Here is a 26,759-nt window from a genome sequence, read left to right as displayed (position 1 = left end):
GATTGCTGATACCACATTGAGGTCGAAGAGCTGCTCAGCCGTTTTTAGGATCCCCACACGAAAACGCCTGAGGAAACCATTTCCATAGCGCTCTAGTCCGATACCTCTGACTCTTCATTTGTACCTATGCGCGTCCGCTTGTATCGACAGAACGGCTCCCGTCAATTTCAGCGTGTGGTCCTTGATCGCTTTCCGGCCGTCCTCGGAAGTTCCGACGACGCCGAACACATCGGCGATGCCTTAGACGGACATCACTGCGAAATGGCCATCGAAGACGACACCCTGCGTGTCCGTGACTTGGAATCGATGGGGGGAACCTTCGTCAACGATCAGAAAGTTTGTGAAGCCCCCTTGTTGCCCGGCGATCGGTTGCGGCTGGGAGAGGTTGAGTTCGTAATTTCCTACGAACGCCTCACAGTGCAACGTCCTCGCGACATCCTCTATCACGGTTGATTTGGGTGGTTTGTTGTGGGTAAAAGGTAACAGTTGGATTCGCGTGCACTCGAGTGCGACTTCTCACACTCGAAGCAAACGGGAATCCCACGAAGTCTGTGGGTATAACGCCATCGAGCGTCAGAGCTGGCGAGAACGCCCACAACGAAAACCTGACAACAAACCCACTTGGTTGGCCGATGCATATTGGACAGATTGAAACCATCTTCGACCGCGCGTTGGCCGAAGTGGGCAAGGTCATGGTCGGCCAAGATGAATTGATCGAAGCGACCTTGGTTGGATTGTTTTGCGAAGGCAACATCCTGATCGAAGGCGTGCCCGGTCTTGGGAAGACGCTGCTCGTCAACACCTTGAGTCGTGTGTTGTCCTGCGAATTCTGCCGAATCCAGTTCACTCCGGACCTGATGCCATCCGACATTACCGGGCATTCGGTCTACGAGATGAATTCGGGCGAGTTCCATTTCAACCGCGGGCCGATTTTCACAAATCTGCTGCTGGCGGATGAAATCAACCGTGCGCCGGCGAAAACGCAGTCCGCATTGCTCGAAGCGATGCAGGAACGACAAGTCACGGTCGATGGGACAACATACCGTTTGGAACCGCCTTTCATCACGATTTCCACTCAGAACCCCTTGGAGCAAGAAGGAACGTATCCACTGCCGGAAGCCCAGTTGGATCGCTTCATGTTCAAGCTCTTGGTTGATTACCCCAGCGAGGACCAAGAAGCCGACATTCTCGGCCACTACGCTGCCGGACGCGACACACGCAACTTGGATCTGTTCGACGTGACGACCGTCCTCCAAGCCAGCGACATTCCCGAAGTGCAGTCCGTCTGTCGTGAGGTGATTGTTGAACCGTCGATCATTCGATACATCACTGCTTTGGTCAGTCGCACACGGCGTTGGCATGCTGTCGAAGTCGGTGCAAGCCCGCGAGCCGGTGTGAACATGCTCATCGCGGGGCGCGCGCTTGCGGCTTGCCGTGGACGAGATTTCGTGGTTCCCGACGACATCAAACAACTCGCGCCCTGGGTTCTGCGACATCGTTTGCGACTCCGACCCGATGTAGAAATCGAGGGCGTCGGCGTGGATGATGTGATCCAAGAAATTCTGGACAGTGTGGAAGCGCCAAGGCAATAAGTTTGTAGATTGTCGTTCGTCATCCGTTGTCAGATGTGTGTGGTCAACGAATCTCGACGGCTCATCACCAGCGACGGACAACTCCCATGATGCCCCGCGGATTCTTATTGGCCTTGTTCGCGATCGCGGGGGTGCCGCTGGTTGTGGGAATTTTCAAGCCCGTGTTGATCTCAGCGGGCGTGCTATTGACGATGTCGGTCCTCGCCGTTGCGGTGATCGATTTATTGATCTCGCCTCGGTTGAATCGCATTACCGTTGAGCGTGAGGCGGCCGAAGTCTTCAGCGTAGGGGCGACCAACGCGGTGACATTGTGGTTTCGGAATTCCAATCGCTTTTCGGTCTTCCTCGAAGTTCACGACGAGCCCCCTGCTCCATGTGACACCATTGATCTGCCGTTCTCCGTGCGCTTGCGTTCCGAACGCACGCAGAGCGTTGTTTACCATATCCGTCCGCATCGTCGCGGCCCGAATCACTTTGGCTCGGTGTTTTTGCGGCTTCGCAGTCAACTCCGATTGTGGACGATCCAAGAAGAACGCCAACTCCCACAAACGGTGCGAATCTTCCCAGACATCCGCGCGGTCCACGGCGTGGAACTTCTCGCGAGACAAAACCGACTTTCGCAAGCGGGGGTGCGATTGTCCCGGTTGCGTGGTCGTGGGACTGATTTCGATCGGCTTCGCGAGTACCGTCGTGGCGACGAATACCGCACGATCGATTGGAAAGCAACTTCCAAGCAACGGGAGTTGATCAGCCGTGAGTACGTTGTCGAGAAGAATCAGACGATCATTTTTCTGCTCGATAGCGGCCGTTCCATGTGCAACGAGTCTGAAGGCATCACGCACTTCGATCGAGCGTTGAATGCCGCGATTCTGCTGAGTTACGTGGCTCTTCGACAAGGCGATTCGGTCGGCATGCTGGTTTGCGGACGCAAGCCGGATCGTTGGGTGCCGCTCTTGCGAGGAGCGACGGCGATTCAATCACTTGTCCGGCAAACCTACGATCTCACGCCGACACTCGACGCCACCGATTACACGCAGATGGTTCAGCAACTTCGGTTGCGTCACCGTCGTCGTGCATTAGTTGTTCTGTTGACGCATTCGCTCGACGAGGTCCACATGAAATCGGTTGCAACGGCACTGCGGCAACTAAAAACACCGCATCTTGTGCTCGGTGCGTTCCTGCGAAACGTTCCGCTCTATGAACGCCTCGATACCCAGCCGGAAACCGGTGTGGAAGCCTTTCAGATTGCCGCTGCCGCCGAAATGATCGCCGCCCAAACGCAGCAAGTCGCTCGGCTCGAGCATGCTGGTCTAAAGGTCGTCGACTGTCTACCCGAAGACCTCTCCTCGAGCCTCATCAATCAATACCTCGACATCAAAGCGAGACACTTGTTGTAGAGTTCACTAGACATCAACGTGTATCGGGCTGGGGCATCGTGATGCCGATACCAATGCAAATCTTGACGGCAGTGGCATTCGAACTCGTCTTAATATTCTTATGCATCCTCTTTGATGAGTGGAGGAATAAGAAGCCCGATTCACCTGAACCTGCTGTGGATGAGTTTGATGAATGGTTTGTCTTGATCGATGGAACGCCTGTCGCCCTCCTGAAGAATCCTGAAGACGCGGATATGTTCTGGTTTACTTGGGAAGTCGTTGAGGTCGACGGTCGGCTCGTTCCCGAAGATCTTTGGGACTATTCTAATGACAAACGTAGGTCGTTCCGTCATGTGAGGACCAGCGAACTCAACGAGCATGCGTTTCCAGGTGGGACGAAACCACTCGAAACAGGTCGCGTATTGATCCGATCGCTATACCGATGCCAAAGCATTGAGTCCAACGCGGATCAAACGCGAAACTAGTGATGAGCGATAGAGGTCAAATCGCTTGATCGGTTGAAACGTGATAGTGCGGATCTTCGGAGATGTTGACCTCGATGAACTTCTGCACGCGTTGCAAGAGTGTGCGGCATTCCGGGCTGAGATGTTGTAGCCGCAATCGTTTGTTCATTCGGTCATATCGTTCGGCAACCGCGTGAATGGCTTCGAGTGCCGATTGGTCGTAGACCCGCGTAAAATAGAAGTCGATGATAACTTCCTCAGGGTCATTGGCGGGGTCGAACAAGTCACGAAAACTCGCGACTGATGCGAAGAACAACGGGCCGTGCAACTGGTATTGTTTCGCACCGTTGTCGGTCGTTTGGACGGCTGCACTCAAATGTGTGGCATGCTGCCAGGCGAAAACAAGAGCCGAAACAATCACGCCAATCAATACTGCCAAGGCGAGGTTATGGGCAAACACGGTCACGCCTGTCACGATCACCGTCACGAGGACGTCACTCGCGGGAATCTTTCGCCACGTGCGAACAGTCGCCCATTCAAAGGTTCCGATTGCCACGGCGAACATCACACCGACAAGCGCGGCCATTGGGATTCGCTCGATGAGCGGAGAAAGAAACATCACGAACATCAGCAAGAAGACCGCCGCCACAATGCCGGACAGTCGCCGCCGACCACCGGAATTGACGTTAATCAGGCTTTGACCAATCATGGCACATCCGCCCATCCCGCCAAACATACCCGTGACCACGTTCGCCATCCCCTGCCCGATACACTCCCGATTGCCACGCCCGCGGGTTTCGGTGATTTCGTCGATCAGGGTGAGCGTCATCAATGATTCAATCAGGCCAACACCGGCAAGAATCAACGAGTACGGAAGAATAAGGAGCAATGTCTCTTGGCTGAACAGAGTAGCCCATGTCATGTCGCCACTTGGGAACTGAAACTTGGGAAAACCACCTTTGATGGAGCCAGCCAAGTCACGCACGGTGGGCGTTTCCAATCCGAACATTGGCAGTGCAAATCCGGCAATCAGCGATACGGAGAGAATCGCCGCAAGCGATGCGGGAATGGCCCGCGTGATGCGTGGCAATCCGTAGATGATCAGCATTGTGAGACCGACCAGACTCAGCATAATCACCAGTGGAGTTCCCGTCATCCAAGATGTCTCCGTCGCGACCGTTTGACCGCTTTCACTAACAACAGCCGTTGTGACCTGAAAGTTCGGGAGTTGAGCCATGAAGATCACAATGGCTAATCCGTTGACAAAGCCGAGCATCACGGAGTGTGGCACCAGACGCACAAACTTCCCAAGACGTGCAAGACCAACGCAAATCTGAATGAGCCCGGCCAATACCACGGCCGGGAACAGGTAATCGACACCGTGATCTTTCACCAATGTGACCACCACAACAGCCATCGCCCCCGTGGCACCAGAGATCATGCCGGGCCGGCCGCCGAAAATCGAAGTAATCAAACCAACGGTGAAGGCTGCGTAGAGACCGGTTAACGGTGAAACCCCGGCGATCAATGCAAAGGCAACGGCTTCCGGCACCAACGCCAACGCCACGGTCAGGCCGGACAGAATTTCATCTTTGACACCCGCTTGGCGGGCTGCAGACAAATCAAACATCGAACAACAACTTCCAACAAGAGAGTAGGCCAACGACGCGCACCGTCAGCGTATGAACAGGACTTCCACGAAACTACAAATCGGCGAACACTGATTTCGCGATCGTGAGCGCTAAGGCAAGAGAATCAGCAATGATGACAGCGGTGCCAGGACGACCAATCTGGAAACACGCTAAACAACCGACCAAACCATCGTTGGTGGTGCGTATTTTGAGATGACCATTCCGGGTGCAATGGATGAGAGCATCACGGTGGTGAGAGCTTAGTCACGTCGAAACATATTGGTGAGTTACAGAGTTTGGTCGGAATCCGGGCGAGGACTGAGAGAATAGCGGGTCTGGGACGGAATGTCACGTTAAGTTTTGCGAAAAACTGAACGAAGGACATCCACACCACCGTTAAGAGCGTGAATTTCTCAAAGCTTCATGCGTTTTCACGCAGTCTGACCACACGACCTATGGAAAACGAGGAAGTGCCCCAAGAGAGCAACTTCCAAAAGAAAAACGGCTCAAACCCTGACAACGCAGGTCTGAGCCGTCCGCAATTCGCATTAGCTAAAGAAAAGGTAGCGGTGGAGGGACTCGAACCCCCGACACGCGGATTATGATTCCGAAGGCGAAATTCCCCAAAGTGACTGACGACAAACACTTAGAAGAACCGCCGGTGAGTTCTTGTACAAAAGCTTGCCACGACGCCCTGCCCACGGATCCCGACCTCTCCCGCGTAGTTTCCGCATGGTCGGAACTGCCGGATGCGATCAAAGCCGGAATACTTGCGATGGTCAGCGCCGCCGATCCGACAGGCCCGTAGTTCCCGTGCGTCGGATATGCACACCAACCCCGAAATCTCCACCGGGGTCATAAGTCCTGCCAACCCATCTGCTGTGCAATCGTGGCCGCCGCCGCGTATTTTCGTTGCACCGTGTTTTTGTGCAGTTGGAAGCAACGAGCGATTGAACGCCAGGGTTGCTCCGAGATCGTACGCAGCACGAGGATCGAAAATAGTTGGTCGCCGTCTTCGCCAAGTACCCGCGCTTCCCGAAGAAATTCAATTCGGAACTGTTCAAGCCAGTCGTCCCGTTCTGCGACTCGCTCTTCGCGTGATTGTGTGATCAGGCTCATAAGCTCGACCTGTGCTGCCGTGACGGTAATTGCCGTACTGACCTGGACTTCGATGTGTTGAGCCGCTGGTCCAAAGCAATGGTAGTCGCTCGTCCGAACCGCGGAAACACGACTTTTGTGGCGTCGCGAATGGTCTTACCCAAACCACACTAGCTGCCCATTTCATCAAGCTGCACGACTCGATCGATGAGCGAGGTACCCATCCCCGCCTATATATAGAGGGCAATAGCTATCACACACTCATCGAGCCAGCTCAAGTCAACACAGCCCCCCATAGGTACTACTTTTTGAATCGAAATCGTTTCGCCCAGCCGTGGGCGTCGCAGTGTGTAACTGTCTTTCTTTATCAACCGACCGGGACGAAAAAAAATGCAAACGCGGCAGAAACTCAGCGAGAACGCCAAGCTCGTTTTGGTTGCGGTTCAAGCACGAGCTGCAGTCATTCCGAAGCGATGGGTGGAGGTTTGCCGAGTCACGCGAGAATTCCGGGAGATTCAGCAAGCCGGATTTTCGATGCGCGACCACCGACGGTTCGGGATTCGCTACGATCTGGCTGACTGGTTGAATCGACCGCCGAGTCACTCGGAAACGGTTTCGTTTAGCCGAACGTTGAAACGCCTCGAAGCCGACGGTCTGTTGCGTCGTGTAAATTGTTGCTCAACCGAACGCCGGTTCCGGACGACACACGTCCGATTGACCGAAGCCGGCTGCGAGTTGGCCAAGCAGTTGTTCGCCGAAACCATATCAACCGAAACGCCGCCGCCCGATGTTGGGTAGCATCAATCGTGAACCGCTAGAAGGAAAAACCAGCATGAAGACCGACAGGAATGCTCATTCGCGTCGCCGACGCAAATTGAGCGAAGCGAAATTTGGAGCCCGCGCACGCAGGTTCCAGATGGCCGGGTTAAACACCGGAGAGGCAGCGTTTGCTGCCAGCATGGAGTTGCCGAACCGCCGCCCAAAGAAGAAGAAGTAACTGCCGAACCGAAGCTCAACTGCGGAGCGTGTAACCCATCGGTTGCCGTTCCGCTCTTTCACCCAACCATCATGGAGGAACCCCCGATGCAATGGACACGCATCCCGCAGCCACCCGAAATGCCCTGGCACTCGAAACCGACCGCCAAAACTCGCGCCGAACTCGTGAAACGGATCGAGCAACTGCAAACCCATCGCGACGGTTGGGACGAAGCAGAACGCCAGATGACCGAAACACCGATTGAAGTCGTGTCGAGTGAAGGTATCTTCTTAGCGGACATGCCTCAGAGCATGTTCTTCGACATTCTCAAAGAAGAACTTGAACTCCGGATCGACCTGCAAGCCTACTACGAAGCCGAGCAGAAAGAAGGCTCCACCGCTCGTTCCGCCGCGTTCGCGCGTGCCGAAGAATTGCAAGCCGATGTGCGCCAGCGTTTGGTTGGCATCGGTTTTATCGATGCCGCTGCGACCGCGAACGTACCGGGCAAGATCACGCAAGCAATGATCGTCGGGCACCCGGAAGTCTTGGCAGCCAGGCTGGAAGCGAGCACGTCGAACGACCGGGCCGACCAGGTCCGCGAGAACGCAACCGCCATGAAGCGGATCAAAGAGCAAATGCAGAAGTTGCGACAACGCGCAGCAGCAGCCGGTGTTTGATCCTGCCAATTCATAGTCCGCACATCGCGTATTGACCGGACTCCCTTCTGATTCGATATTCCGCGCATCCCCAAAGTTCGGGGTTCCTCCGGGGAGTGGCAAAGGTCCCGCCGCTCCCCGTTCCTCATGTTGGGATGAGCTAAGACCGCAATCCGAAACATGCATCTGGTTGGTCACTCTTCGCAACGCAACCAGCACGACCGCGCGGTGTCTTCAAAGAAACCAGATTCTTTCACTTGGAATACTTGAACACCGTCCCAACCGCCCGCAGAATAGTACGCGTCACACACGCTGGAGCCAATTCACCGACCACATCCCCAACGTGGGATTACAGGAGCCGTCCCTGCGCGTGTGTGACAACAATCGGGGCGGCTCTTGGTACGCGCGGCCAAGTCAACTTCAGAGGCGTTTTATGGCGAAAACCGGAACGAAACCAACTCCGGACGGGATCTTTCGAATGAAGATTCTTGGCCGAACGATTGAACACTTAGGCACGCAGATGTACAAGCATCGCGCTCCTTCAATCGCCGAGTTGATTGCAAACTGCTGGGACGCTGGAGCAAAAAATGTCCGGGTGACAATACCGTCAGAGAGTGATTACTCGCAGTTGGATAGCATCATTGAGGTGCTCGATGACGGTGAGGGCATGAACGCCGCGACGATCGAAGATAGTTACTTAGTTGTTGGCCGGAATCGTCGTGCGGAGGGGGGAGACATAAGCCACGGCCGCAAAGTGATGGGACGAAAAGGCATTGGTAAACTGGCGGGATTCGGGCTGGCGTCCCGTGTAATTATTACCACCTGGACTTCCAATATGGCAAACGCAATCCGATTCGAAATGCCGTTGGAAAGTTTACGAACGGTCGACGGTGAGGCAGAAGATATTGAGTTTCGGTGGAGTGAAGCACCACGACGAGAGGGATGGCCGGAGTCAGGCACATGCATCGAGCTTTCCGGTTTGAGACATACAACTCCGATCGATATTGAGTCATTGCGCGTGACGCTTGCACGGAGATTCTCTCGAACTACTCGGGGCGAGATGCAGGTTCAAATCAACGCAGAACCACTATCAGATCCCGAAATACCGACAATGCACGAATTCCCAGATGACGGCGAATTTCAGGAGGAAGAATTACCTGGCGGCGAGATTGTCAGGTACCGTTACGCCTTCGCTGAGCGTGCAATACGATCAGCTGAGTCACAAGGCTTCGCAATATACGCGCATGGGCGAACCGCTCAAGCACCGCCGTTTTTTTTTCGAGTCGAATCCACTGCGTCTTCTCAACACTCAACCCGCTATCTTCATGGAGAGATCATTGCCGATTATCTCGACGACCTTGAAACCGACCTCATTTCTACGGATCGCCAGGAATTGGATTGGGAAAAGGAAGAATTGCGACCGCTACGTGTTTGGGGAGAAGCTTTGACTCGACGGCTGCTCGTTGAATGCGGTGAAATGATGGGGGGGAAACTACAGCAGTGGATCCTAAACGACTCTGAATTCGCACCTCGACTTGCGATGCTCGACCCAAGTAATAAGAGACAAATCAGCAGCTTTCTAAAAGTGCTGGGACAAAAGTCAGACCGAGATGACAACCGGACACGAGAATTAGCCAGTTCGTTGATCAGGGCTTACGAGTTCCGAACCTTCCATGATGTGATTGAAGACATTCAAGACGCTAGCGATGATCCAGACCGACTCGAGGAAACACTCGCCCGTTTGCACGATTGGAAAGTTCTTGAAAGCAGGGCCATTTTGGAAATCGTAAAGGGGCGACTGGGCATCATTGATAAACTCCACCGAATGATAATCGGCAATGCACCCGAAACAGCGTCAAAACTGAGTTACGACAATTTGCACGACTTGCTCGCACAATATCCTTGGCTGTTCGACCCAGATTGGCAGGTTTTCACAGAGGAGAAACATGTGGGAGCGCAGCTCCGAGAGTGGGGTCGGCGGGATTGCCCTGAAGAAATGAAACTGAAACGAGTAGACTTCTTGGCTTTTGAGAAGGACACAACGAATTTAATCATTATCGAAATGAAACGTCCCGGAGTCGCGGTCTCGTTCCCGGAACTGCGAAGACTGGAGGACTATCAAATTGAACTGATGCGTGCTCACGAGAATTGCCAAAGGGTTTTGGTTTACGGAGGGAAAATAGATGTCCCTAAAGTGAAATGGGATGAGTATCTGAAACAGGAGACCTTCAAAGTACTGACCTGGACCGAGTTGTTCCGTAGAGCGAAAATGTTTTACGAACATTATCGTGCAGTCTTAGAGGGTGACTTTGAAAACTCTTACTTCCTAGCCAAGCAAAAGGAAGTAGCAAGGACACGTCACATCTTAGAAACTGATTCTTCGCATCGTTCGGCAGAGGATCGGGCAGGCGGAGTTGGGGAGTCGGATCCGTGAACGATTCACTGAAATGTGTGGGCGCAGAGCTTCCGGCGTGCAATCAACGCTGGCCGACTGCCGTGGATTTATATAGCGGATGTGGCGGTACCACACTGGGCTTGCGCAATGCGAGGTTCCGAGTAGTTGCTGGCATCGAGAACGATCCATTGGCCGTTGAGACCTTCAAAGAAAATCACCGGACGGTCAAAGTGTGGGCCGACGATATCCGCGATGTCGATCCGAGCGCCGTACTTGATGCCGTTGGCCTACAACCGCGCGAGCTAGACCTACTCAGCGGATGCCCGCCGTGCCAAGCATTTTCTAGCCTGAAGCGACTTAACGGTGGGAAGCGACTATATGAAAAGGCAAATAAAGACCTTGTTTTCGAGATCGTAAGGTTTGCTCGCATTATGCAACCGCGGGTTGTGATGATTGAGAATGTACCTCACCTACGACGTGACTATCGCTTTTCCCGCGTCCGTCGAGAATTGAAAGAACTTGGTTACTACGGTCAACCAAAGGTTGTAAACGCGGCTGAATTCGGTGTTCCTCAACGACGACGACGCGTGATTTTAATCGCTAGTCGCATCGGTACGATTAGATTTCCCGAACCCAATCAATCGAAAGTGCCCTGCACCGTTCGAAGCACAATCGCATCGTTAAGTGAAGCGGGTCGTTCGGGTGATGCTCTGCATGACCTTCCGGAAGTACGTAGCGAAAAAATCGCTCGGCTGATTGCAATGATACCTCGCGATGGTGGGAGCCGGATGGATGCAGGCGACGAGCATCAACTAGCCTGCCACCGCCGATGCAATGGCTTTAAAGATGTCTACGGCCGAATGGCATGGGATGATGTTGCCCCAACAATCACCGGCGGCTGCGTGAATCCCTCGAAAGGGCGTTTTCTGCATCCAGAGGCCGACCGTACGATAACGTTGCGTGAAGCAGCATTGTTGCAGAGTTTTCCACTTACATATTGGTTTTCGTTGAAGCGAGGAAAATTCGCGGCTGCTCAGATGATCGGCAACGCCTTTCCACCGGCGCTCGTCGCCGCACATGCACGACAAATTCGGAAACATCTGAAATCCGGTCCGGCATGACTGACAACTTGACGCCCGCGCAACGAAGCCACTGTGTGTCCCGCGTGAAGGGATGCGACACGAAACTGGAATGCCGTGTCCGCTCGGCACTCCACGCCGAAGACTTCCGTTTTCGCAAACACGTTCGCAGTCTTCCAGGTCGGCCGGATGTAGTTTTCCCAACAGAAAAGGTCGCCGTATCCATCGACGGCGACTTCTGGCACGGATGGCGTTTCCCGAAATGGGAAGATTCTCTGTCGGAATTTTGGCGAAAGAAAATCGCCCAGACCCGGGTACGTGACCGTCGTAACTTTCGGCGTCTGCGGGCCGACGGGTCGTGTGTGATCCGTATCTGGGAACAGTAACTCGACGCTAACTTTGACGAGGCCATTGAGCGTGTTCGCACTACCGTCACTATGCGGCGGAACGAATGAATGCCGTCACGGACGACTCTAGCGTGTCAGCGTCGCGGATGGTCGAGATCATATGCATTCAAGTTGGCTCCACTCTCTGTCCGTTGACTTTCAGCTCGGAGTCCGGTGTGATGAAAGCAGAACGCCGGGGGATTGCGGCCCCCGGCGCCCCTATCCAAATCCGTCTAACATGGAGACGAAAATGGCTGCACCCCATCGTAGCGGCGAGATCGCCGCGTATCCACATCCTGACGATGTGACCCTCTCCGAATTTCTCACTTCTCACATCGAAAGCCGAACGGAACTCAAGCCCGGCGCGCAGCGGATGTTGTGGCAGGTGTACCGTGACTTGCTCGCATTCTTCGGCGACAGAACGCTGCTCAGTTCGATCACCCGGGATGACACGAATAAGTTCCGCGACTATCTGGCGGGCGAACGCAAGCTGGCCGACGCGACCGTCCAACGTGCTTATCGGCGAGCGGCGGGATTCTTCAACGCGGCCGTATCTGAGCGACTTCTCGAGGACAACCCTTTCACGCCGGAAGGCTTTACCAAGATTGTTCACAAAGGCGACCTCTGCCGCCAGTGCGGTGGGATCAGGAAACCGAAACCCGATGAGTTCTATCGCATCTCAGACAACTCCGAATGCACTCTCCGGCACTTCTTCGAAACGGTCTACTATCCGCGGCGGCTGGAACATCGGTCCAAGAAGTCAACCGAACGAATGCAGACTTCGTTGAATCAACTGGCTGTGTTTCACGGCGCGGAAGTTCGTTTCACAAATCTCTCTGACGATCTGCTGGAGCGATTCGCGTTGTGGCTACACGGACAAGGCAAGTCGCCGGCGACGGCCAACATCTCACTGCGAAACATCCTGGCGGTCTGGCGTTTCGCTTGGAAGAAACGGAAGGTCGACGAACTTCCCCGGGATGTTGAAATGCTGCCGACGCCGAAACGCCTTCCCCAGTGTTGGACGATCGAGGAGTTCGGGCAATTGCTGGAGGCTGCGGACAATTGCAAAGGCTCCATCGAAGGCATTCCCGCGAATCGTTGGTGGCGGGCGTTACTGCTGACACTCTATGACACTGGTTTGCGTCTGACGGCTACGCTGCACCTAAAACCTGCCAACGTGGATTTGGTCACGGGATGGTTGCGGGTTCCTGCAGATCATCAAAAACAGAAGGCCGAACAGCTCTTCCGTCTGCATGGTGAAACCGTCACGGCATTGGCGGCGGTGGTCAACTTCACCTCCGAGTCCTTGTTTCCGGTTCCCTGGCAGCTCAGCACTCGAATGGCTCAGCGTTGGTGCTGTCGGGAACTTCGAGGGCTCTTGGAATCCGCTGCGCTCCCGCACGGGCAACGCGACTTGTTCCATAAAATCCGTCGGACCAGTGCCAGTTATTTGGCGAGAGAACAAGGGATCGCCGCCGCGACCCATCATTTGGGGCATTCATCGCAAGCGACGACGAAAGCGTATCTCGATCCGAGAATCACGAACACTATCCACGCCGCAGATGTGTTACCGCGGCCTGCGCCGCCGTCTTCGGTTCAGAAAACCCACCGGGACGCCGGTTAGTGGCCGCTCGAGCTTGTAAATCGAAGGATCTGAGAATGGGATTGAAAACCCGCACTCGGTTCCGCATCATGCAAACCACGGGTTGCCCACGTTACTGATCACAACGAGGGCATGTAAACGGAGGGCGGTGAGGCCGCGGTTTTCTTGTTTTCCTCGTGCCCCGCCCGCCGACCCCTCTAAAGAAACAAGAAAGCCCAAAGATGAGCGCGAGCGTGCGTCAGTCGATCCGTTACCCGGACAGCTTTGTGGAGGCAATGAGTGGGAAGTTGCCGCCGGAGTTTGAATGGGCGGAGTCGATGCAGTACAGCCTGCTTTTCAAGCCACTATGGGAACCATCGAACCGAACCACGCCCCAGCTGGTTCAAGTTGAAACCGCACGATTCTTGAAAGCGTTGAGGTATGCTCATCGTTATGCAATGTTCAATGTTTCGCAGCTGCCAGGCCCGCTGCAAGGGAACGGCGTGAGGTTGCTGAAAGAACTCTTCGAGACTGCGATGGCTATGCTTTTTGAGTCGATCGCGTTTCTAGCAGAACAGGCAGTAACGCGCAGCAACCTCGGTGACTGGATTGAAGTATTTCAGCTTTGTGCCCCTCATGTGGAAAACTCTAGTTTCAAGAGGCAGCCTGCGGCTGTTGACGCGATCCACGTGTGCCTTGAAGCTGTTGGCTCGGAAGCTCGCAACATCTTCATTCCACGCGGCTGCATCCAGTGTCCGCTTGACAACTCAGCGTACCAGCTGCCGACGATCCCCGAATTTCACGAACCAGAATTTCTTTATTTGCTAGGGAATTCCACTCCGTTGACGCGAGGTGTCGAAGCGTTGGGTTCACATCGCAGTAAATGGTTTGACTGGCTTGAAAGTTTTCCCGGTACCGCTCGCGAACAACTCGCTACCACCTTTTACCAACGCGTACTCCGTCGACTTTGGTCGATTGGGCGTCGATCATCTAAGGACTTGCCTCCCCTACCACTAGCGGTGCAGAATCTCGATGAATTTCAGCATTTGCTTGACATGCTCCGTCTGCGCTTTCCGAGAAGTGAAAGCCCACTACCAACACCATCGACACCGCTGAGCGTGGAACCTGCGCCTCGATCCGATTACAAGCACGACGATGGCGTAGGGCCGCTGGCGGTTCGGCTTCCAGACTCAGATACGTTGATTTACGTTTCTGCAGTAGCATTGTCGGACTTGTCGAATAGTGCACAGGTTTGCAATGAACAAGGCCATCAGCCTGCCAAACAAACCCGGCAAAGGCCGCCCGCGGAAGGCCGGGACCATTTGTTTCTTGAATGGCGCAACGAAGGCCTGACGCCTGCCCAGATTCGCGATCGATGGAACGCCAAGACCGACGAAGAACGACGGAGCATCTGTCCGAAGAAATGGAAGAAGATCAAAACAGACGGGACGAAGAACGGGCGTGATGTGGTCTATAACGCCATTAAGCGGGCGCGGAAAAATCTCGAAGCACAACAAAATAGGGGGTGATATCACCCCTTGTCACCCGTTGCTCTGTCACCCGGTGACCTCCTGAAAATGCTCCTGTTGTGACCTTCAACACACAGGGGTTTTTCAATGGCTGCTTTACTGACGACGCGACAAGTCGCCAAACTCGTCGGCGTAGAGACTTGGCGGGTTCAACGCCTGTTCGAAGACGGCAATGTGCCAGAGCCGGAACGGTTCGGCGGAAAACGTGCGATCACTTCGCAGGAGGTTCCGCGGATCATCGATGCACTTCGGGAACGCGGCTGGCTCGAGTCGGCGAAGGAGGCACGCCATGTCGGGTAGTCCTCTCCGCGTTGTGCGTGCAGACGACCCGCACGGCGAAACCGACACGACCGACACCGATTCACCGCATGCTCCCGCCGCCGATCCCGCTGGCGACGACAAGCCGAGTGAACCGACCGCCCCGCCGCTGACGCTCACGCAGGAAGAGCTCGCCCGCGAATTGCGTGTGGATGTTCGCTCGATCCGTCGGTGGAATAACGCTGGCAAACTGCCCCGCCCGATCAATCTGGGAACGAGGGCGCCGCGTTGGCTCCGAGAAACGATCGTCCGCTGGTTGGCGTCCGCCCACCGAACCGGAGAACTCCCAGACCGCAAGGAATGGGAAGCACTGGAAGCGCAAAGAAATGACCGGCTCGCCCGCCGACCGTCTCGATGAGTCTCGACGAACACCGCCACGTTATGCGCGTTCGTCGGGTTTCGATGCCCGATGAAGGATCATCACGACTATGGAAAGCTCAAGACGCTCTGGCGGCAAGTCGGATCGCCCAGACCCCCAACTCCAACTCGACTTCAGTGGCCGGCGTCGCATCCTCCGCGAATGGCTAACTGATGACTCGAACGTGAAACACCTCCTGCGTGTACTCATGGATCACGCCAGCAATGGGACCGAATGCTTTCTGACCATTGCGACGATTGCCCGCGAAATGTCCGTGAAATCCAACCGGACGGTTCAGAACGCCATCAGAGAAGCCGAGCGCCTCGGTTTTCTGATCGTCTACGGACCGCGGCCCGGTCGCTCCTGCAACACGTACCGCCTTCGCATCGCCGAGATGCGAGACGCCGCGGAATTCGAGTGGCGTGTTCGCCAGTTGTGGAACTCCAATCATGATGGCTGCCAAAGCCAGTTTCGGACCTATCGGAAGTACCTCGCACACCGGCAAGCCAACGCCGAGGGGGCGCATAGTTTGCACCCCACCCCCGCAAATCCTGCGGGTGACCCCTGCAAAATATGCACCCCACACCCGCATATTTTGCACCCAGAAGCTTTGTCTAAGCATCTTTCTAAGCCACCCCCTAAGCCCGCGACGCCGGGAAGTTGGGAGATGGTGGAGGGGGAATTGAAAGAGTTTGGAATTCTGCACCCCCGGTCTGCACTGGACTCCGCTCGCGGAGCCGGCTGTTCGGCGGGATTTGTCCATGAAGTGATCGACTATTGCCGTTCGAAATGCACGCCGGACGGAACGCCAGCATGGGGACCGGGCGAACTCCATCGGCGAATCCGGGAACTTCGACCGGGGCAGTCGATCGACGACCCGAAACTCTGGTCGAAGCCATCCGCCGAGTACCTCGAAGCGACTGAATCCGGGACCGAAACGGATGGCGAAATCGAACGGCTGAAGCGATTTCGCGAACGTACTCCGCGGCAACTCGAAGCCCTGGTCAAGACGCTGCGGACCTACGATGACCGACTGTGGCCAGCGTGGGAACAGATCGGCCAGCACGACACCGCGGCGTTCCTCGAACGTTTCGGAAAGCAGTTGGCGGAAGCCTACTCAAAGGCCGCCCACCGATGAAGCGTTCTGACCCGGAATTCCAATTGCGATTGTTCGATTGTATTGGCCATCGACGGAGCCATGTTGAGCCATGAAAAATCTATTCGGCGACGAAGAAGCTTCCGAACGGAAACCCGCCCCAGCGGTTCACGGAGGACAGGAAAGAGACCGCCATTCCACGAACGATCACCGCGAACGCATTTTCAATTTCGTTCGCAGCCAAGGACGGCACGGAGCCACAGACGCGGAAATTCAGGCCGCCTTGAGGATGGACGGCAACAGCGAACGACCACGACGAATCGAACTCGAAAGCCAAGGTCGCATCGTCAGAACCAGCCGGAAACGCTCGACCGATTCAGGCCATCACGCTCGGGTTTACGTGACGGCCGAGTTCGCCCGGAACATTCCAGAGAAGACGAGAGGCGTTCCGCTTGCCGGATCACAGGGTGCACTACCGCCGGGGGCTGTTCGGCAAAACGAACGCAGTGCGAACATCGAGCGAGAATGGCAATTTGGGGAGAAGCTCGACACGTTTGCCGTCGAGGAAATCGAATTGCTTGCTAGTTCTGCCTTTCCCGGTTGGCCGTCCGCGTTCGGTCGGGATTGGACGGCGGACACGGTCCGCAGCGATAAAGTCTGCCGCCGTGTACTCCTGCTGAAACTTCAGCAACGGGAGCAACCCTAATGCGACCGTGTTCAGCTCGTGCTCCGCCGCGACAGTTGGCAAAACAAACCGGCCGACCTGCACCGCGTTGCAGGCCGGCCGCATCCAAACCCACGTCATCAGAAGGATTTCACGAATGTTAGTCTTAACGCGATTGCATGGCGAGACGGTTTTCATCGGTGAAGACATCACCATCAAAGTTCTGCAGCTCTCTCGACGAGCTGTGAAGCTTGGTATCGAAGCTCCCCGGGAGATTCCCGTCAGCCGCGTCGATTTAAATCGAGAGGAAGAAGTTCCTGCATCCGGTCCCGAATTGACAAGTTGATCGCATTCGACCGGATGGAAGTTACAATACCGTCCAATCCTTTGCCGGTTGGCTGTCGGTCTGGTCTGGAACCCGGGCCGGCGGTCGGCCGGCGTGTTCCAGAAGGGATGACCATTCATGGCCCAAGTCTTCAAACAGACCTACACGAAACCCGTTCCCGCCGATGCCGAAATTGTCACCAAGACGGTGACGCGGAACGGCGTGAAGTCCGCCCAGCGATTCGTCCGGTTCAAGCAACGAAGCGGCCGAACCATCACCGCCCCACTGACCGATGACGGGCAACGCTACCAGCTCGAGTCGAAGAAGTATTACGGGCGGTACCGGGACGCCGATGATGTTCTGCAGAAAGTTCCGCTCGCGACTGACAAGGACGCTGCGGAGACCATGCTGGTCGAACTCAAACGCAAAGCCGAACGCCAGCGACAAGGGATGGTCGACCCGTTCGAAGATCACCGCAAACGCCCGCTGTCGGAACACTTGGCAGACTTCCGCCGCCATCTCGAGGCGAAGGGAAATAGTCCCAAGCACGTCAAACAAACCTGCTACCGTGTGCAGTCAATTTGTGACGGCTGCGGTTTCGATCGACTGGCGGATATCCAAGCCCATCGGGTGGCCGCTTGGTTGGCGGACGAACGTGACGCCGAACACATCGGTATCAAGACGAGCAACTACTATCTGGCCGCGATGAAGCAGTTTGGAACATGGCTAGCCAAGGAACGCCGCTGGCCGGAAAACACACTCGACCATTTAACCGGTCAGAACCCACGAACCGATGTTCGCCGGGAACGCCGCAGTGCCGATCCGGAGGAATTCCGTTGGCTGATCGAAACGACTTCCAAATCCTCTCGATCGTTTCGCGGGCTCTCGGGAGAGGATCGGGTGATGCTCTATCTCACCGCCGCGTATGGCGGACTGCGAGCAAACGAACTGGCGAGCCTTACACCGGGAAGTTTCGACTTCGATGGCGAGACGCCGACAGTCACCATTGAAGCCGCCTATTCGAAACGCCGTCGGATGGACGTGCAACCGCTCCGCCCCGACGTGGCCGCAACTCTCCAGGGGTGGCTCGACTGTCGCGACAGTGACGACAATAGCCCGTTGTGGCCGGGAACGTGGATCGAACGGGCTGCCCGAATGCTTCGCAAGGATCTATCCGACGCTCGCAAAGCTTGGCTGAAAACCGCCCCCAATGAAGCTGAACGCCAGCGACGCGAACGGTCGGACATTCTGCAAGCCACCGACAGTGATGGCCGCGTGTTCGATTTCCACGCCCTGCGACATCACTTCATTTCATCGCTGGCGGCCGCTGGCGTGCATCCCAAGACCGCCCAGCAACTTGCCCGGCATTCGACGATCACACTTACGATGGACCGGTACACGCACCTGTCGGTTCGTGACATGGCCGGGGCATTGGATGAACTTCCGAATGTACCGAGCAGTTCGCCCAACCGACCGGAAACATCTGTACAACTGCTTCGAGCGACGGGCACCGATCACGACTCCGCCGCCGATGCGAACCCGAAAGCTTGCCATTTTCTTGTACAAGCTGACGGCCGGGCATGTCCGCCCATGTCCGAAACGAGCGGAAATCCGCAGGCCGAATCGATCAAAGAAGAACGGCCCAAACCCCATGAAAACAAGGGTTTGGACCGCTCTTGTCCGCCTATATCCGGTGAAAGTGAAAGTAGCGGTGGAGGGACTCGAACCCCCGACACGCGGATTATGATTCCGCTGCTCTAACCAACTGAGCTACACCGCCAAACTTGGGGCATGCTAGGTATTGTTGTTATCGACGGACAACACTGCCTGGCCTGATCGCTCCCTGCGATTTGAGACAATTTCCCTGGTGGGTGATTGTTTCACTTCGAGGAAGAGCGGATTATAGTGAATCGGATGAGTTCGGGCAAACGCATCCGCTCGTTTTTGCGGGGGGATTTTTGGAGTTGTTTCCCTCAATCGCTTTTCATCGGGTGCGGGTGCATTCGAGTGTCGACAAATTTTCAGGATACGGGGTCGCGAAGTGGCTGAGTCACCGAATTATTTGGATCCCGCGACCCTCGCTCGGCTGAGCGGGTTGGATTTGAAAGCGCGATTGATCGTTGAGGGGTACGTTTCGGGGGCTCATCAAAGTCCGTTTCACGGGTTTTCGGTTGAGTTCGCTGAGCACCGCGAGTATGTGCCGGGTGATGACTTGCGGTATGTAGATTGGAAGGTCTATGGCAAGAGCGATCGGATTTACCTCAAACAGTACGAGCAAGAGACCAACTTCGCGTGTTGGCTGCTCGCGGATACGAGTGAATCGATGCAGTATCGTTCGGACGGTGTGCCCATGTCGAAGCTGGACTACGCTCGGCATTTGTCAGCGGCGCTGGCATGGTTAGTGGTGCAACAGCAGGATGCGGTCGGTTTGGCGACGTTTGATCGGGACGTCTCGAATTTCCTGCGTTCATCGAGTCAGCCGTCACATTTGAAGCATGTTTTGCATGTGTTGGAAACGGCACCGGCGACCGGGGAGACGGCGTTGGGGCCGATTTTGCACAGTCTCGCCGAGCGAATCCGTAAACGCGGTTTGGTGATTCTGATGAGCGACCTGTTCGACGACCCTGAGTCGTTATTGCTGGGGTTGAAGCATTTCCGTCATCGTCGACACGACGTCAGTGTGCTGCACATTGTCGACCCGGCTGAGCAAGACTTCCCCTTCGAAGACCCCACGCTGTTCAAGGGGCTTGAGCAGGCAGGAAATCAGATGACGGATCCAAAGGCGTTGCGGAAGGCGTATCGGCAAGAATTCGAGAGCTTTTTGTCGCAGGTCCGTGTGGGGTGTCGAAGCCTACATATGGATTACGTTTTCGTGCGGACGGATTGGCCGTTGGACGTCGCGTTGCGGGCTATTCTCACTCGGCGACGGGAACGAATTCGGTGATCGGGGCGATGTTCCAAAATGTCGGACATCGTGAAATCTTGCTCTAGTACTCGGGAATGACTTCACCGCCGTTGCGGGTCGTGAGCGCTTCGAGCGTGTCGATATTGATGTTTTCACTCAGAAATGTCGCGTGACCGTCGGCAAACGTGAAGTGCACGCCACCGGGGTGTGGACTGGAAAATTGAAATCGCTGTTCGACATTGTTGGAACACGTTGAGGGCTTGGGGTTGAGACCGGCGACGGCACAGTTCGGGCTGCCTTTCCACCATCGCAGCACGCCCCGAGCAAACCCCTGCCCGCCTCCTCCACCGCCTCCGCCGCCTCCACCACCACCTCCGCTTCCGCCCCCGTAGGCACCACGTGCCCAACCACCGAATTCGAAGGACAACTCGCCGGCGGCCAGCGTGTTCGAGGTTCCGTCGGTGATGTCGCGAAAGCTAATGGATGACATGGGGAACAAGATTCCGTCATCGGTTCCCGGTGTTGTTCCCGCGTTTCCTGCGTAGTGGTTCGGACCGTAGAGGTTGTCGACGATTCCGTCTTCCGGTTGCGAGGGGCAAAGGTACGTTCCAATTTGAACGATGACTTCGTCCGCGTTCGCAGGGTCATCGTAGGGAACACCGAAGTTATAGGAATCGTGGAGGTTGTTCTGTTCGACGAATGGCAGAATCAGGGTGCACCAAGTATGCAGCGGTTCGCTCGCGCTCGATGTGCCGGACGTGCCGAGTACTCCAGTTGGGAATTTATTGTACGTGCCCTGATAGTTGTGGATTGCGAGCCCAAGCTGACGCTGATTGTTCTTGCACTGAGCACGACGGGCCGCCTCGCGAGCCTGTTGCACAGCCGGTAGCAACAAAGCGATGAGGATGGCGATGATGGCGATGACCACTAGTAACTCAATCAGTGTGAAACCACGACGATTGTGGGGGGCTATGTGGTGCGTCATTGAAATCTCTGGACTTTCAAGGCAGCTTCAACGCTTGCCAGTGTTCTGAATCGTTCGACTCAACAAACAGAGTCGGTTGACCATCACGAAGATTTGCTCGCAACTTCTTGCCGACTTCGACTGTACCGCTGTTGACGATTCGCTGGTTCGACATTTCGCGAACGACTACGCCGCGATTGTGGAGTTCTGTGACCGCATGGGGACCGTTGATTTCGTCGCGACGGTCTCCCAGCCGGACAATTCGCCCATCCGACCGAGTCGCGGCGAGTCCGATTGCAGCTAGCGCCCCAATTACGCCGTCTTCCGTTCCACCCAACCCTTCGAGCATCAAACCGCACTCGTTGGCGAGTTCGCGTGCATCGGGTTGACGAACGACCTCTCTTTGACAGCGTTTTCCAAATTCAACGACGGCTGGCGGAACACGTGTGGTCACCACCAAGCCGGGGTCGCTGCCGGTGACGAAGCGTGTTTGCAGACCGTGCCGCATACGGTCTTGGAGTTCATCTCGGAGAGCTTCCGGCGATGATTCAACATGCGGGCACGCACGCAACCAAATTGAGGCGGAACCGTTCTTGCTCGTGTAGGGAACTCGAGGGTCGTCGAGGAGTTGATGTCGAAGAATCATCTCGCAAGTGAACCGGTCGGAGAGTTCGTCAACGATTTCTTTGGCCAACCGATTTGTACCGGGCGAGGTCAACGTGTCGGTGTCATCCAGACCAACCAGGAACAGTGTGTCCGTCATGAGGACGAATCCGAGCGCCAACGAAACACCAGAAATGCACTGATCAACCCCGCAATCAAACCGCAGAGACTATAAGTGACCAGAGCTTTGCCACTCCAGATAGCGAAGATCGGTTTGCCCGCTCCCGGAGATTCCACCCACTTCACCGCGCCTCGAACGAAAAACGCTCCCGCGTTGGCCAGCAGACCGGCCATGGCCATTCGCCAATACAACGATTGGTTCGGTTTCGTACGTCGGAGCATCAAGTCCAGTATTGGGCCGGTGAGCAGCAGGCTTGTTGTCGCTCCTGGACCGAGTTCACGATGACCGATGCCGATCCATGCCCCTGCTCCCAAAAGTGCTCCCAATCCCATAATGGACCCGGCTCCATGTCGCGGGACAAGAGCCAATCCGCAGGCGAACGGCAACGCAACTCGCAAGATCGCGTGGCCAGGCAGCTTCAGGCTGAAGTCTGCCAGAATCGTGAACGTCGCAGCAAAGACGCCAAAACCGACAAGCATGACGTAGTCGGCCATCGTTGCCCACTGCTCCGTTCTGGACGGCAAACGCGCGGCGTGTCGCAACGTGGGGTTCATCGGCAATCGGAGTGAGTCCATCAAAATCCCCTTGCAAGTCGTGTGGCAGATGCAGTCTACCCAAATGGCACAGCGTTGCAACTCTAGGGGTGTTTTGGACAGCAGAAAGTGCAATTGTCCGATGGAAACACCCGGGACTGTGCTTGTGTTGGGTGTCGGATTATGCATTTGGCTTTGTTGTTGTCGCAGAATTTTCCGCGTCCAGACCATAGATCTCCGCACATTTGGTCGATTCTTTTTGACACCAAATTCAATTGTGGATAGATTGCGGTACGTATGTTTAATCTGTGTGGCAGTTCAAGCTCGCGATTCGCCAAAAAAAATTCCGCCGGTCGAAAGAATGTAAGTGCTCCGGAGTCTTGGCTTTGAGCATTGTTTCCCTCCCGGTGGGCCCTCGGAACCGACCAATCTTTGTGAAGATTCTTCATGATTATGTTGAAAGATTGATCGAGATCTGAGAGGATGGATGCCCACAATATGTGGGTATCTTGTTGATAACTCCACCCACCGATTGTGGTCCATTCCGCTGGACAATCTACTGAGAGATTGTTAATGGAATGTGAATGCATCACACGCTGCAATACGTTTGGAACGGAGACCGACGTCTCGACCCGCTACGATCGAGTCGCTGACGGATTCGCAATTTCTTCACAATCGCCGTTCACCCTCTTTGATTTATTGCACTGAAGGACCTCTCATGCAATTTCAGTCGGATTCCCCCATTTCCTCTGCTGAATCCACCGCTTCTCAAACGACTGCCCAACGTGTTGAACCATATTTCTGCCCTGAAGGTGCTGATCCGTTTGATACCGTCGAATGGACCCACCGAACCGCTCAGATCAAAGACGAAAACGGCGATCTGATCTTTGAACAAACTGACTGTGAGGTCCCCAAGTCGTGGTCGCCGCTCGCGACCAATGTGGTGGTCAGCAAATATTTCTACGGTGAACCTGGCACCGAAGAACGGGAAACCAGCGTCCGACAGGTCGTTCACCGGGTCGCACGCACTATCGCCGACTGGGGGAAAGCCGACGGCTATTTCGCATCTGATGCCGACGCCGAGAACTTCTACAAAGAACTTGCCTGGTTGTGCGTTCATCAGCACGGGGCGTTCAACTCACCGGTGTGGTTCAATGTCGGTCTGTTTCACGAGTACGGCATCAAAGGCAGCATTGGCAACTACTACTTCAATAAGCAGACCAAGCAAGTTGAGCGGGCACCGTCGTCGTATGAATACCCGCAAGGGTCGGCGTGTTTCATTCAATCCGTTGACGACAACATGGACTCCATTCTCGATCGAGCACGCGCCGAGGGGATGCTGTTCAAGTTCGGTTCTGGTACGGGAACGGACAACAGCACGATCCGCTCCAGCCGCGAGAAACTCTCCGGCGGTGGGAAGCCATCCGGTCCGCTGTCCTTCATGCGGGTTTACGACCAAATCGGTGCGGTCGTCAAAAGCGGTGGGAAGACCCGTCGTGCCGCCAAGATGGAAACCCTCAAGGATTGGCACCCCGATGTTCTGGAATTCATCCAAGCCAAGACCAACGAAGAGAACAAAGCCCGCACGCTGATCGACTCCGGCGAATACGATTCCAGCTTCAACGGTGAAGCGTACGGTTCGATCATGTTCCAGAACTCCAACTTCTCCGTGCGTCTCAGTGATCGCTTCATGATGACGTTGGAAGCCGGCGGCAAATGGACGACGCGGTGGGTGACGGACCCCAGCGTCGACGGCCCGGAATACGACGCCTCTTACCTGATGCACGAAATCGCTTCGGGCACGTGGTACTGTGGTGACCCGGGCGTCCAGTACGAAGACACGATTCAAAAGTGGCATACGTGTAAGAACACCGCTCCGATCAACTCGTCGAATCCGTGTAGCGAATACATGTTCCTCGACGATTCCGCCTGCAATCTGGCAAGCATCAACCTCAAGAAGTGCGTCAAAGAAGACGGCACGTTCGATGTCGAACGGTTCCGCCGTGCCTGTGCGATCTTCATTACCGCTCAGGAAATTCTCGTCGATCATGCCAGTTACCCGACGGCTGAGATCGCCAAGAACAGCCACATCTACCGACCGCTCGGCTTGGGTTACGCGAACCTCGGCAGCTTGATCATGTCGATGGGCTACGCTTACGACAGCGATGAAGGTCGCGGTCTGTGTGGTGCCCTCACCGCCCTGCTCAACGGCCAAGCGTACCTCACCAGCAGCGAAATCGCTGGGCACATGGGGCCGTTCGAAGACTACGAACGCAACGCCGAACCGTTCCTCGATGTCATGCGGATGCACCGCGATGCCGTCAACGACATTCACTCCTCCTGTCCCGATTACCTCCGCGATGCCGCCAAAAGCGTCTGGGATGCCGTGGTCAGCAGTGGTGAGAAGTACGGCTATCGCAACGCTCAAGCGACGGTACTTGCACCGACCGGCACCATCGCGTTCATGATGGATTGCGACACCACCGGTATCGAGCCGGATATCGCTCTCGTCAAGTACAAGCAGCTCGCCGGTGGTGGGATGATGAAAATCGTCAACCGCACCGTGCCGATGGCGTTGTCGAACTTGGGTTACAGCCAAGCCGCTATCGATCGCATTGTGGCCCACATCGACGAGAACGACACCATCGAAGGTGCTGCCGATCTCAAAGAAGAGCATCTGCCCGTCTTCGATTGTGCTTTCAAACCAGCGAATGGCACTCGCAGCATTCAGTGGCTCGCTCACGTCACGATGATGGCGGCCGCTCAACCGTTCCTCTCGGGAGCCATCTCGAAGACCGTCAACATGCCTGCCGATTCGACCGTCGAAGACATCGAAGAGGCTTACACCGCTGGTTGGAAGATGGGACTCAAAGCCCTCGCCATTTACCGCGACGGTTCCAAGCAATCTCAACCGCTCAACACGAAGAAGAAGGAAGGCAAAAAAGCGGAGGAAGCCAAACCCGCCGAACCGACTCCGGTCGATTACGAATCGGCTCGCAAGATTGTGCGGCGTCGGTTGCCTTCGACTCGTCAGAGCATCACGCACAAGTTCAGCGTGGGCGGACACGAAGGGTACATCACCGTTGGTCTGTTCGAAGACGGTGCACCGGGCGAGTTGTTCGTCACGATGGCGAAGGAAGGTTCCACCATCGGCGGTTTGATGGACACCATCGGCACGCTCACCAGCATGGCGTTGCAATATGGTGTGCCGTTGGAAGTGCTGATCAACAAGTTCACGCACATGCGGTTCGAGCCGTCCGGCTGGACCGGCAACCCGGACATCCCCCAGGCGAAAAGCGTGGTGGACTACATCTACCGTTGGATGGGCATTCAATTCCTCGCCGGCTACCGCGAAGCGAACACACCTAACCGCGATGTTGCGGCCGACGATGTCCCCGACACCCCCGCCGCCGTTCAGAACTACATCGAGAAGGCGATCAACCGGGAACTCACCGGTCGCAAACCGACTAAGTCCAACGGGAATGGAAATGGGAACGGCAATGGCAACGGACACGGCCCCAAACCCGAACCCACCGCCACGCTCACGATTGAACGGGAAAGCCTAGCCGCCCCGGACAACAACCGCAGCGAACAATTCGCCCGCTTCCAATCCGACGCCCCCACCTGCGACAACTGCGGAGCCATTACAGTCCGTAACGGGAATTGTTACCTATGCCATAACTGCGGGAACTCAATGGGCTGTAGTTAGTCGTAGAACGGTAGGCTGGGACAAGTCCCAGCTCTTCGAGGTATCAACACGCAACAAAAAGCTGGGTTACGCTCCGCTAACCCAGCCTACTCGCTAATACCGTTGCATTTGTGACAATACCTTATGGCAGTTACGCCTCCAAAATTCGAACTAGTATATCCACCTGACTCGCCATGTGGCTGTGGCAGCGGAAAGAAGTTTGGAGCGTGCTGCCTGCGTGATGGAAATGTGCAACTGAGGCCAGCAAACCTGACGCCACCACGACCAACAACACATCACTCCAATCGAAAATGTGTATTCCGATGGACAGGAGACTGTTGCAAAAAAATCTCAGGAGAT

General features: G+C 55.5%; 26 protein-coding genes, 1 tRNA gene and 1 pseudogene. 20 read left to right on the top strand and 8 right to left on the bottom strand.

Going from position 1 to position 26,759, the window contains the following annotated elements; all coding sequences use genetic code 11:
* Window positions 1-126: 126 nt before the first annotated feature.
* The 4 genes from G6R38_RS15350 to G6R38_RS15335 all read left to right on the top strand — a co-directional run bounded on the left by G6R38_RS15350 (window position 127) and on the right by G6R38_RS15335 (window position 3,453).
* Window positions 127-453, top strand: coding sequence for an FHA domain-containing protein (locus G6R38_RS15350; protein WP_166827377.1), 327 nt, complete (start codon window positions 127-129; stop codon window positions 451-453).
* A gap of 179 nt (window positions 454-632) precedes the next feature.
* On the top strand, window positions 633-1,592 hold the full coding sequence (locus G6R38_RS15345; protein ID WP_166827374.1) for an AAA family ATPase: 960 nt from the start codon (window positions 633-635) through the stop codon (window positions 1,590-1,592).
* 86 nt (window positions 1,593-1,678) lie between these two features.
* Window positions 1,679-2,989, top strand: a complete 1,311-nt coding sequence (locus G6R38_RS15340) for a DUF58 domain-containing protein (RefSeq protein ID WP_166827371.1) — start codon at window positions 1,679-1,681, stop codon at window positions 2,987-2,989.
* Between the two features lie 41 nt (window positions 2,990-3,030).
* Window positions 3,031-3,453, top strand: a complete 423-nt coding sequence (locus G6R38_RS15335; protein WP_166827368.1) for a hypothetical protein — start codon at window positions 3,031-3,033, stop codon at window positions 3,451-3,453.
* Window positions 3,454-3,469: 16 nt separating this feature from the next.
* Here G6R38_RS15335 and G6R38_RS15330 read toward each other — a convergent pair whose 3' ends face one another.
* Window positions 3,470-5,062, bottom strand: a complete 1,593-nt coding sequence (locus tag G6R38_RS15330) for a SulP family inorganic anion transporter (protein ID WP_166827365.1) — start codon at window positions 5,060-5,062, stop codon at window positions 3,470-3,472.
* 662 nt (window positions 5,063-5,724) lie between these two features.
* On the opposite strand from G6R38_RS15330, the gene G6R38_RS15325 reads away from it, so the two are divergent.
* On the top strand, window positions 5,725-5,871 hold the full coding sequence (locus tag G6R38_RS15325; protein ID WP_166827362.1) for a hypothetical protein: 147 nt from the start codon (window positions 5,725-5,727) through the stop codon (window positions 5,869-5,871).
* Window positions 5,872-5,918: 47 nt separating this feature from the next.
* On the opposite strand, the gene G6R38_RS15320 is transcribed toward G6R38_RS15325, so the two are convergent.
* A complete protein-coding gene (locus tag G6R38_RS15320) occupies window positions 5,919-6,182 on the bottom strand; it encodes a hypothetical protein (protein WP_166827359.1) in 264 nt (87 codons plus the stop codon).
* A gap of 369 nt (window positions 6,183-6,551) precedes the next feature.
* Between G6R38_RS15320 and G6R38_RS15315 the strand changes: the two genes are divergently transcribed.
* The 8 genes from G6R38_RS15315 to G6R38_RS15280 all read left to right on the top strand — a co-directional run bounded on the left by G6R38_RS15315 (window position 6,552) and on the right by G6R38_RS15280 (window position 14,764).
* Entirely contained in the window at window positions 6,552-6,959 is a 408-nt protein-coding gene (locus tag G6R38_RS15315) for a helix-turn-helix domain-containing protein (RefSeq protein ID WP_166827356.1), read from the top strand.
* A 34-nt stretch (window positions 6,960-6,993) separates the two neighbouring features.
* The gene (locus G6R38_RS15310; RefSeq protein WP_166827353.1) at window positions 6,994-7,158 is read left to right on the top strand and encodes a hypothetical protein; all 165 of its coding nucleotides are present in this window, start codon (window positions 6,994-6,996) and stop codon (window positions 7,156-7,158) included.
* An 86-nt stretch (window positions 7,159-7,244) separates the two neighbouring features.
* Window positions 7,245-7,814 (top strand): hypothetical protein, encoded by a 570-nt coding sequence (locus tag G6R38_RS15305; protein WP_166827351.1) that lies wholly within the window; start codon window positions 7,245-7,247, stop codon window positions 7,812-7,814.
* Between the two features lie 457 nt (window positions 7,815-8,271).
* Window positions 8,272-10,227 carry an ATP-binding protein gene (locus G6R38_RS15300; RefSeq protein WP_166827348.1) on the top strand — a complete coding sequence of 652 codons (1,956 nt, stop codon included), beginning with the start codon at window positions 8,272-8,274 and terminating at the stop codon, window positions 10,225-10,227.
* Window positions 10,224-11,309, top strand: coding sequence for a DNA cytosine methyltransferase (locus G6R38_RS15295; protein ID WP_206028605.1), 1,086 nt, complete (start codon window positions 10,224-10,226; stop codon window positions 11,307-11,309). The genes G6R38_RS15300 and G6R38_RS15295 overlap by 4 nt, the downstream gene beginning before the upstream one ends.
* Window positions 11,306-11,653 carry a DNA mismatch endonuclease Vsr gene (gene vsr / locus G6R38_RS28455; protein ID WP_166827344.1) on the top strand — a complete coding sequence of 116 codons (348 nt, stop codon included), beginning with the start codon at window positions 11,306-11,308 and terminating at the stop codon, window positions 11,651-11,653. Before G6R38_RS15295 ends, vsr begins: the two co-directional genes overlap by 4 nt.
* Window positions 11,654-11,903: 250 nt before the next feature.
* Window positions 11,904-13,277: a phage integrase SAM-like domain-containing protein gene (locus G6R38_RS15285; protein ID WP_166827340.1), complete on the top strand. Its 1,374-nt coding sequence runs from the start codon at window positions 11,904-11,906 to the stop codon at window positions 13,275-13,277.
* Window positions 13,278-13,543: 266 nt separating this feature from the next.
* Complete coding sequence (locus tag G6R38_RS15280) at window positions 13,544-14,764, top strand: hypothetical protein (protein WP_166827337.1); 1,221 nt, start codon at window positions 13,544-13,546, stop codon at window positions 14,762-14,764.
* Between the two features lie 96 nt (window positions 14,765-14,860).
* On the opposite strand, the gene G6R38_RS27860 is transcribed toward G6R38_RS15280, so the two are convergent.
* A complete protein-coding gene (locus G6R38_RS27860) occupies window positions 14,861-15,055 on the bottom strand; it encodes a hypothetical protein (protein WP_206028604.1) in 195 nt (64 codons plus the stop codon).
* On the opposite strand from G6R38_RS27860, the gene G6R38_RS15270 reads away from it, so the two are divergent.
* From G6R38_RS15270 to G6R38_RS15255, 4 genes are all read left to right on the top strand, one after another.
* Window positions 15,054-15,440 (top strand): helix-turn-helix transcriptional regulator, encoded by a 387-nt coding sequence (locus G6R38_RS15270; RefSeq protein WP_166827331.1) that lies wholly within the window; start codon window positions 15,054-15,056, stop codon window positions 15,438-15,440. The two genes, G6R38_RS27860 and G6R38_RS15270, sit on opposite strands and share 2 nt — an antisense overlap.
* Window positions 15,441-15,510: 70 nt before the next feature.
* Complete coding sequence (locus G6R38_RS15265) at window positions 15,511-16,578, top strand: helix-turn-helix domain-containing protein (protein ID WP_166827328.1); 1,068 nt, start codon at window positions 15,511-15,513, stop codon at window positions 16,576-16,578.
* A 70-nt stretch (window positions 16,579-16,648) separates the two neighbouring features.
* The gene (locus G6R38_RS15260) at window positions 16,649-17,242 is read left to right on the top strand and encodes a hypothetical protein (protein ID WP_166827325.1); all 594 of its coding nucleotides are present in this window, start codon (window positions 16,649-16,651) and stop codon (window positions 17,240-17,242) included.
* 115 nt (window positions 17,243-17,357) lie between these two features.
* Window positions 17,358-17,546 (top strand): carbon storage regulator, encoded by a 189-nt coding sequence (locus tag G6R38_RS15255; RefSeq protein WP_166827322.1) that lies wholly within the window; start codon window positions 17,358-17,360, stop codon window positions 17,544-17,546.
* A gap of 21 nt (window positions 17,547-17,567) precedes the next feature.
* Here the strand turns inward: G6R38_RS15255 and G6R38_RS28055 are convergent, their stop codons facing one another.
* Window positions 17,568-18,074 (bottom strand): hypothetical protein, encoded by a 507-nt coding sequence (locus G6R38_RS28055; protein ID WP_240928220.1) that lies wholly within the window; start codon window positions 18,072-18,074, stop codon window positions 17,568-17,570.
* Here G6R38_RS28055 and G6R38_RS28450 point away from each other — a divergent pair.
* Window positions 17,976-18,875 (top strand): annotated as a pseudogene (locus tag G6R38_RS28450) (tyrosine-type recombinase/integrase); the annotation flags it as partial. The gene G6R38_RS28055 and the pseudogene G6R38_RS28450 overlap by 99 nt on opposite strands.
* 356 nt (window positions 18,876-19,231) lie before the next feature.
* Here G6R38_RS28450 and G6R38_RS15245 read toward each other — a convergent pair.
* A tRNA-Met gene (locus G6R38_RS15245) sits at window positions 19,232-19,305 on the bottom strand.
* A gap of 261 nt (window positions 19,306-19,566) precedes the next feature.
* Between G6R38_RS15245 and G6R38_RS15240 the strand changes: the two genes are divergently transcribed.
* Entirely contained in the window at window positions 19,567-20,469 is a 903-nt protein-coding gene (locus G6R38_RS15240) for a DUF58 domain-containing protein (RefSeq protein WP_166827319.1), read from the top strand.
* Between the two features lie 43 nt (window positions 20,470-20,512).
* Here the strand turns inward: G6R38_RS15240 and G6R38_RS15235 are convergent, their stop codons facing one another.
* From G6R38_RS15235 to G6R38_RS15225, 3 genes are read right to left on the bottom strand one after another with little or no spacing between them, the layout of a single operon-like run.
* Complete coding sequence (locus tag G6R38_RS15235; protein WP_166829079.1) at window positions 20,513-21,415, bottom strand: DUF1559 domain-containing protein; 903 nt, start codon at window positions 21,413-21,415, stop codon at window positions 20,513-20,515.
* Between the two features lie 16 nt (window positions 21,416-21,431).
* Window positions 21,432-22,157, bottom strand: coding sequence for a hypothetical protein (locus G6R38_RS15230; RefSeq protein WP_166827316.1), 726 nt, complete (start codon window positions 22,155-22,157; stop codon window positions 21,432-21,434).
* On the bottom strand, window positions 22,154-22,753 hold the full coding sequence (locus tag G6R38_RS15225) for a hypothetical protein (RefSeq protein WP_166827313.1): 600 nt from the start codon (window positions 22,751-22,753) through the stop codon (window positions 22,154-22,156). Before G6R38_RS15225 ends, G6R38_RS15230 begins: the two co-directional genes overlap by 4 nt.
* Window positions 22,754-23,429: 676 nt before the next feature.
* Here G6R38_RS15225 and G6R38_RS15220 point away from each other — a divergent pair.
* Window positions 23,430-26,420 (top strand): vitamin B12-dependent ribonucleotide reductase, encoded by a 2,991-nt coding sequence (locus G6R38_RS15220; RefSeq protein ID WP_166827310.1) that lies wholly within the window; start codon window positions 23,430-23,432, stop codon window positions 26,418-26,420.
* Window positions 26,421-26,759: the final 339 nt, after the last annotated feature.

It is taken from the genome of Thalassoroseus pseudoceratinae, from assembly GCF_011634775.1.
GTDB classification, from domain to species: Bacteria; Planctomycetota; Planctomycetia; order Planctomycetales; family Planctomycetaceae; genus Thalassoroseus; species Thalassoroseus pseudoceratinae.
Note: the sequence above shows the minus strand (reverse complement) of the source record. Positions and strands in the feature narration are given on the sequence as shown.

Bases quoted from the DNA above. Each gene is read 5' to 3' on its own strand.
- G6R38_RS15315 (WP_166827356.1), top strand. From the start codon at position 6,552: ATGCAAACGCGGCAGAAACTCAGCGAGAACGCCAAGCTCGTTTTGGTT.
- G6R38_RS15300 (WP_166827348.1), top strand. From the start codon at position 8,272: ATGAAGATTCTTGGCCGAACGATTGAACACTTAGGCACGCAGATGTAC.
- G6R38_RS15230 (WP_166827316.1), bottom strand. From the start codon at position 22,157: ATGACGGACACACTGTTCCTGGTTGGTCTGGATGACACCGACACGTTG.
- G6R38_RS15350 (WP_166827377.1), top strand. From the start codon at position 127: ATGCGCGTCCGCTTGTATCGACAGAACGGCTCCCGTCAATTTCAGCGT.
- G6R38_RS15255 (WP_166827322.1), top strand. From the start codon at position 17,358: ATGTTAGTCTTAACGCGATTGCATGGCGAGACGGTTTTCATCGGTGAA.
- G6R38_RS15265 (WP_166827328.1), top strand. From the start codon at position 15,511: ATGGAAAGCTCAAGACGCTCTGGCGGCAAGTCGGATCGCCCAGACCCC.
- G6R38_RS15285 (WP_166827340.1), top strand. From the start codon at position 11,904: ATGGCTGCACCCCATCGTAGCGGCGAGATCGCCGCGTATCCACATCCT.
- G6R38_RS15220 (WP_166827310.1), top strand. From the start codon at position 23,430: ATGCAATTTCAGTCGGATTCCCCCATTTCCTCTGCTGAATCCACCGCT.
- G6R38_RS15260 (WP_166827325.1), top strand. From the start codon at position 16,649: ATGAAAAATCTATTCGGCGACGAAGAAGCTTCCGAACGGAAACCCGCC.
- G6R38_RS15330 (WP_166827365.1), bottom strand. From the start codon at position 5,062: ATGTTTGATTTGTCTGCAGCCCGCCAAGCGGGTGTCAAAGATGAAATT.
- vsr (WP_166827344.1), top strand. From the start codon at position 11,306: ATGACTGACAACTTGACGCCCGCGCAACGAAGCCACTGTGTGTCCCGC.
- G6R38_RS15320 (WP_166827359.1), bottom strand. From the start codon at position 6,182: ATGAGCCTGATCACACAATCACGCGAAGAGCGAGTCGCAGAACGGGAC.
- G6R38_RS15235 (WP_166829079.1), bottom strand. From the start codon at position 21,415: ATGACGCACCACATAGCCCCCCACAATCGTCGTGGTTTCACACTGATT.
- G6R38_RS27860 (WP_206028604.1), bottom strand. From the start codon at position 15,055: ATGGCGTGCCTCCTTCGCCGACTCGAGCCAGCCGCGTTCCCGAAGTGC.
- G6R38_RS15340 (WP_166827371.1), top strand. From the start codon at position 1,679: ATGATGCCCCGCGGATTCTTATTGGCCTTGTTCGCGATCGCGGGGGTG.
- G6R38_RS15310 (WP_166827353.1), top strand. From the start codon at position 6,994: ATGAAGACCGACAGGAATGCTCATTCGCGTCGCCGACGCAAATTGAGC.
- G6R38_RS15335 (WP_166827368.1), top strand. From the start codon at position 3,031: ATGCCGATACCAATGCAAATCTTGACGGCAGTGGCATTCGAACTCGTC.
- G6R38_RS15305 (WP_166827351.1), top strand. From the start codon at position 7,245: ATGCAATGGACACGCATCCCGCAGCCACCCGAAATGCCCTGGCACTCG.
- G6R38_RS15225 (WP_166827313.1), bottom strand. From the start codon at position 22,753: ATGGACTCACTCCGATTGCCGATGAACCCCACGTTGCGACACGCCGCG.
- G6R38_RS15270 (WP_166827331.1), top strand. From the start codon at position 15,054: ATGTCGGGTAGTCCTCTCCGCGTTGTGCGTGCAGACGACCCGCACGGC.
- G6R38_RS15345 (WP_166827374.1), top strand. From the start codon at position 633: ATGCATATTGGACAGATTGAAACCATCTTCGACCGCGCGTTGGCCGAA.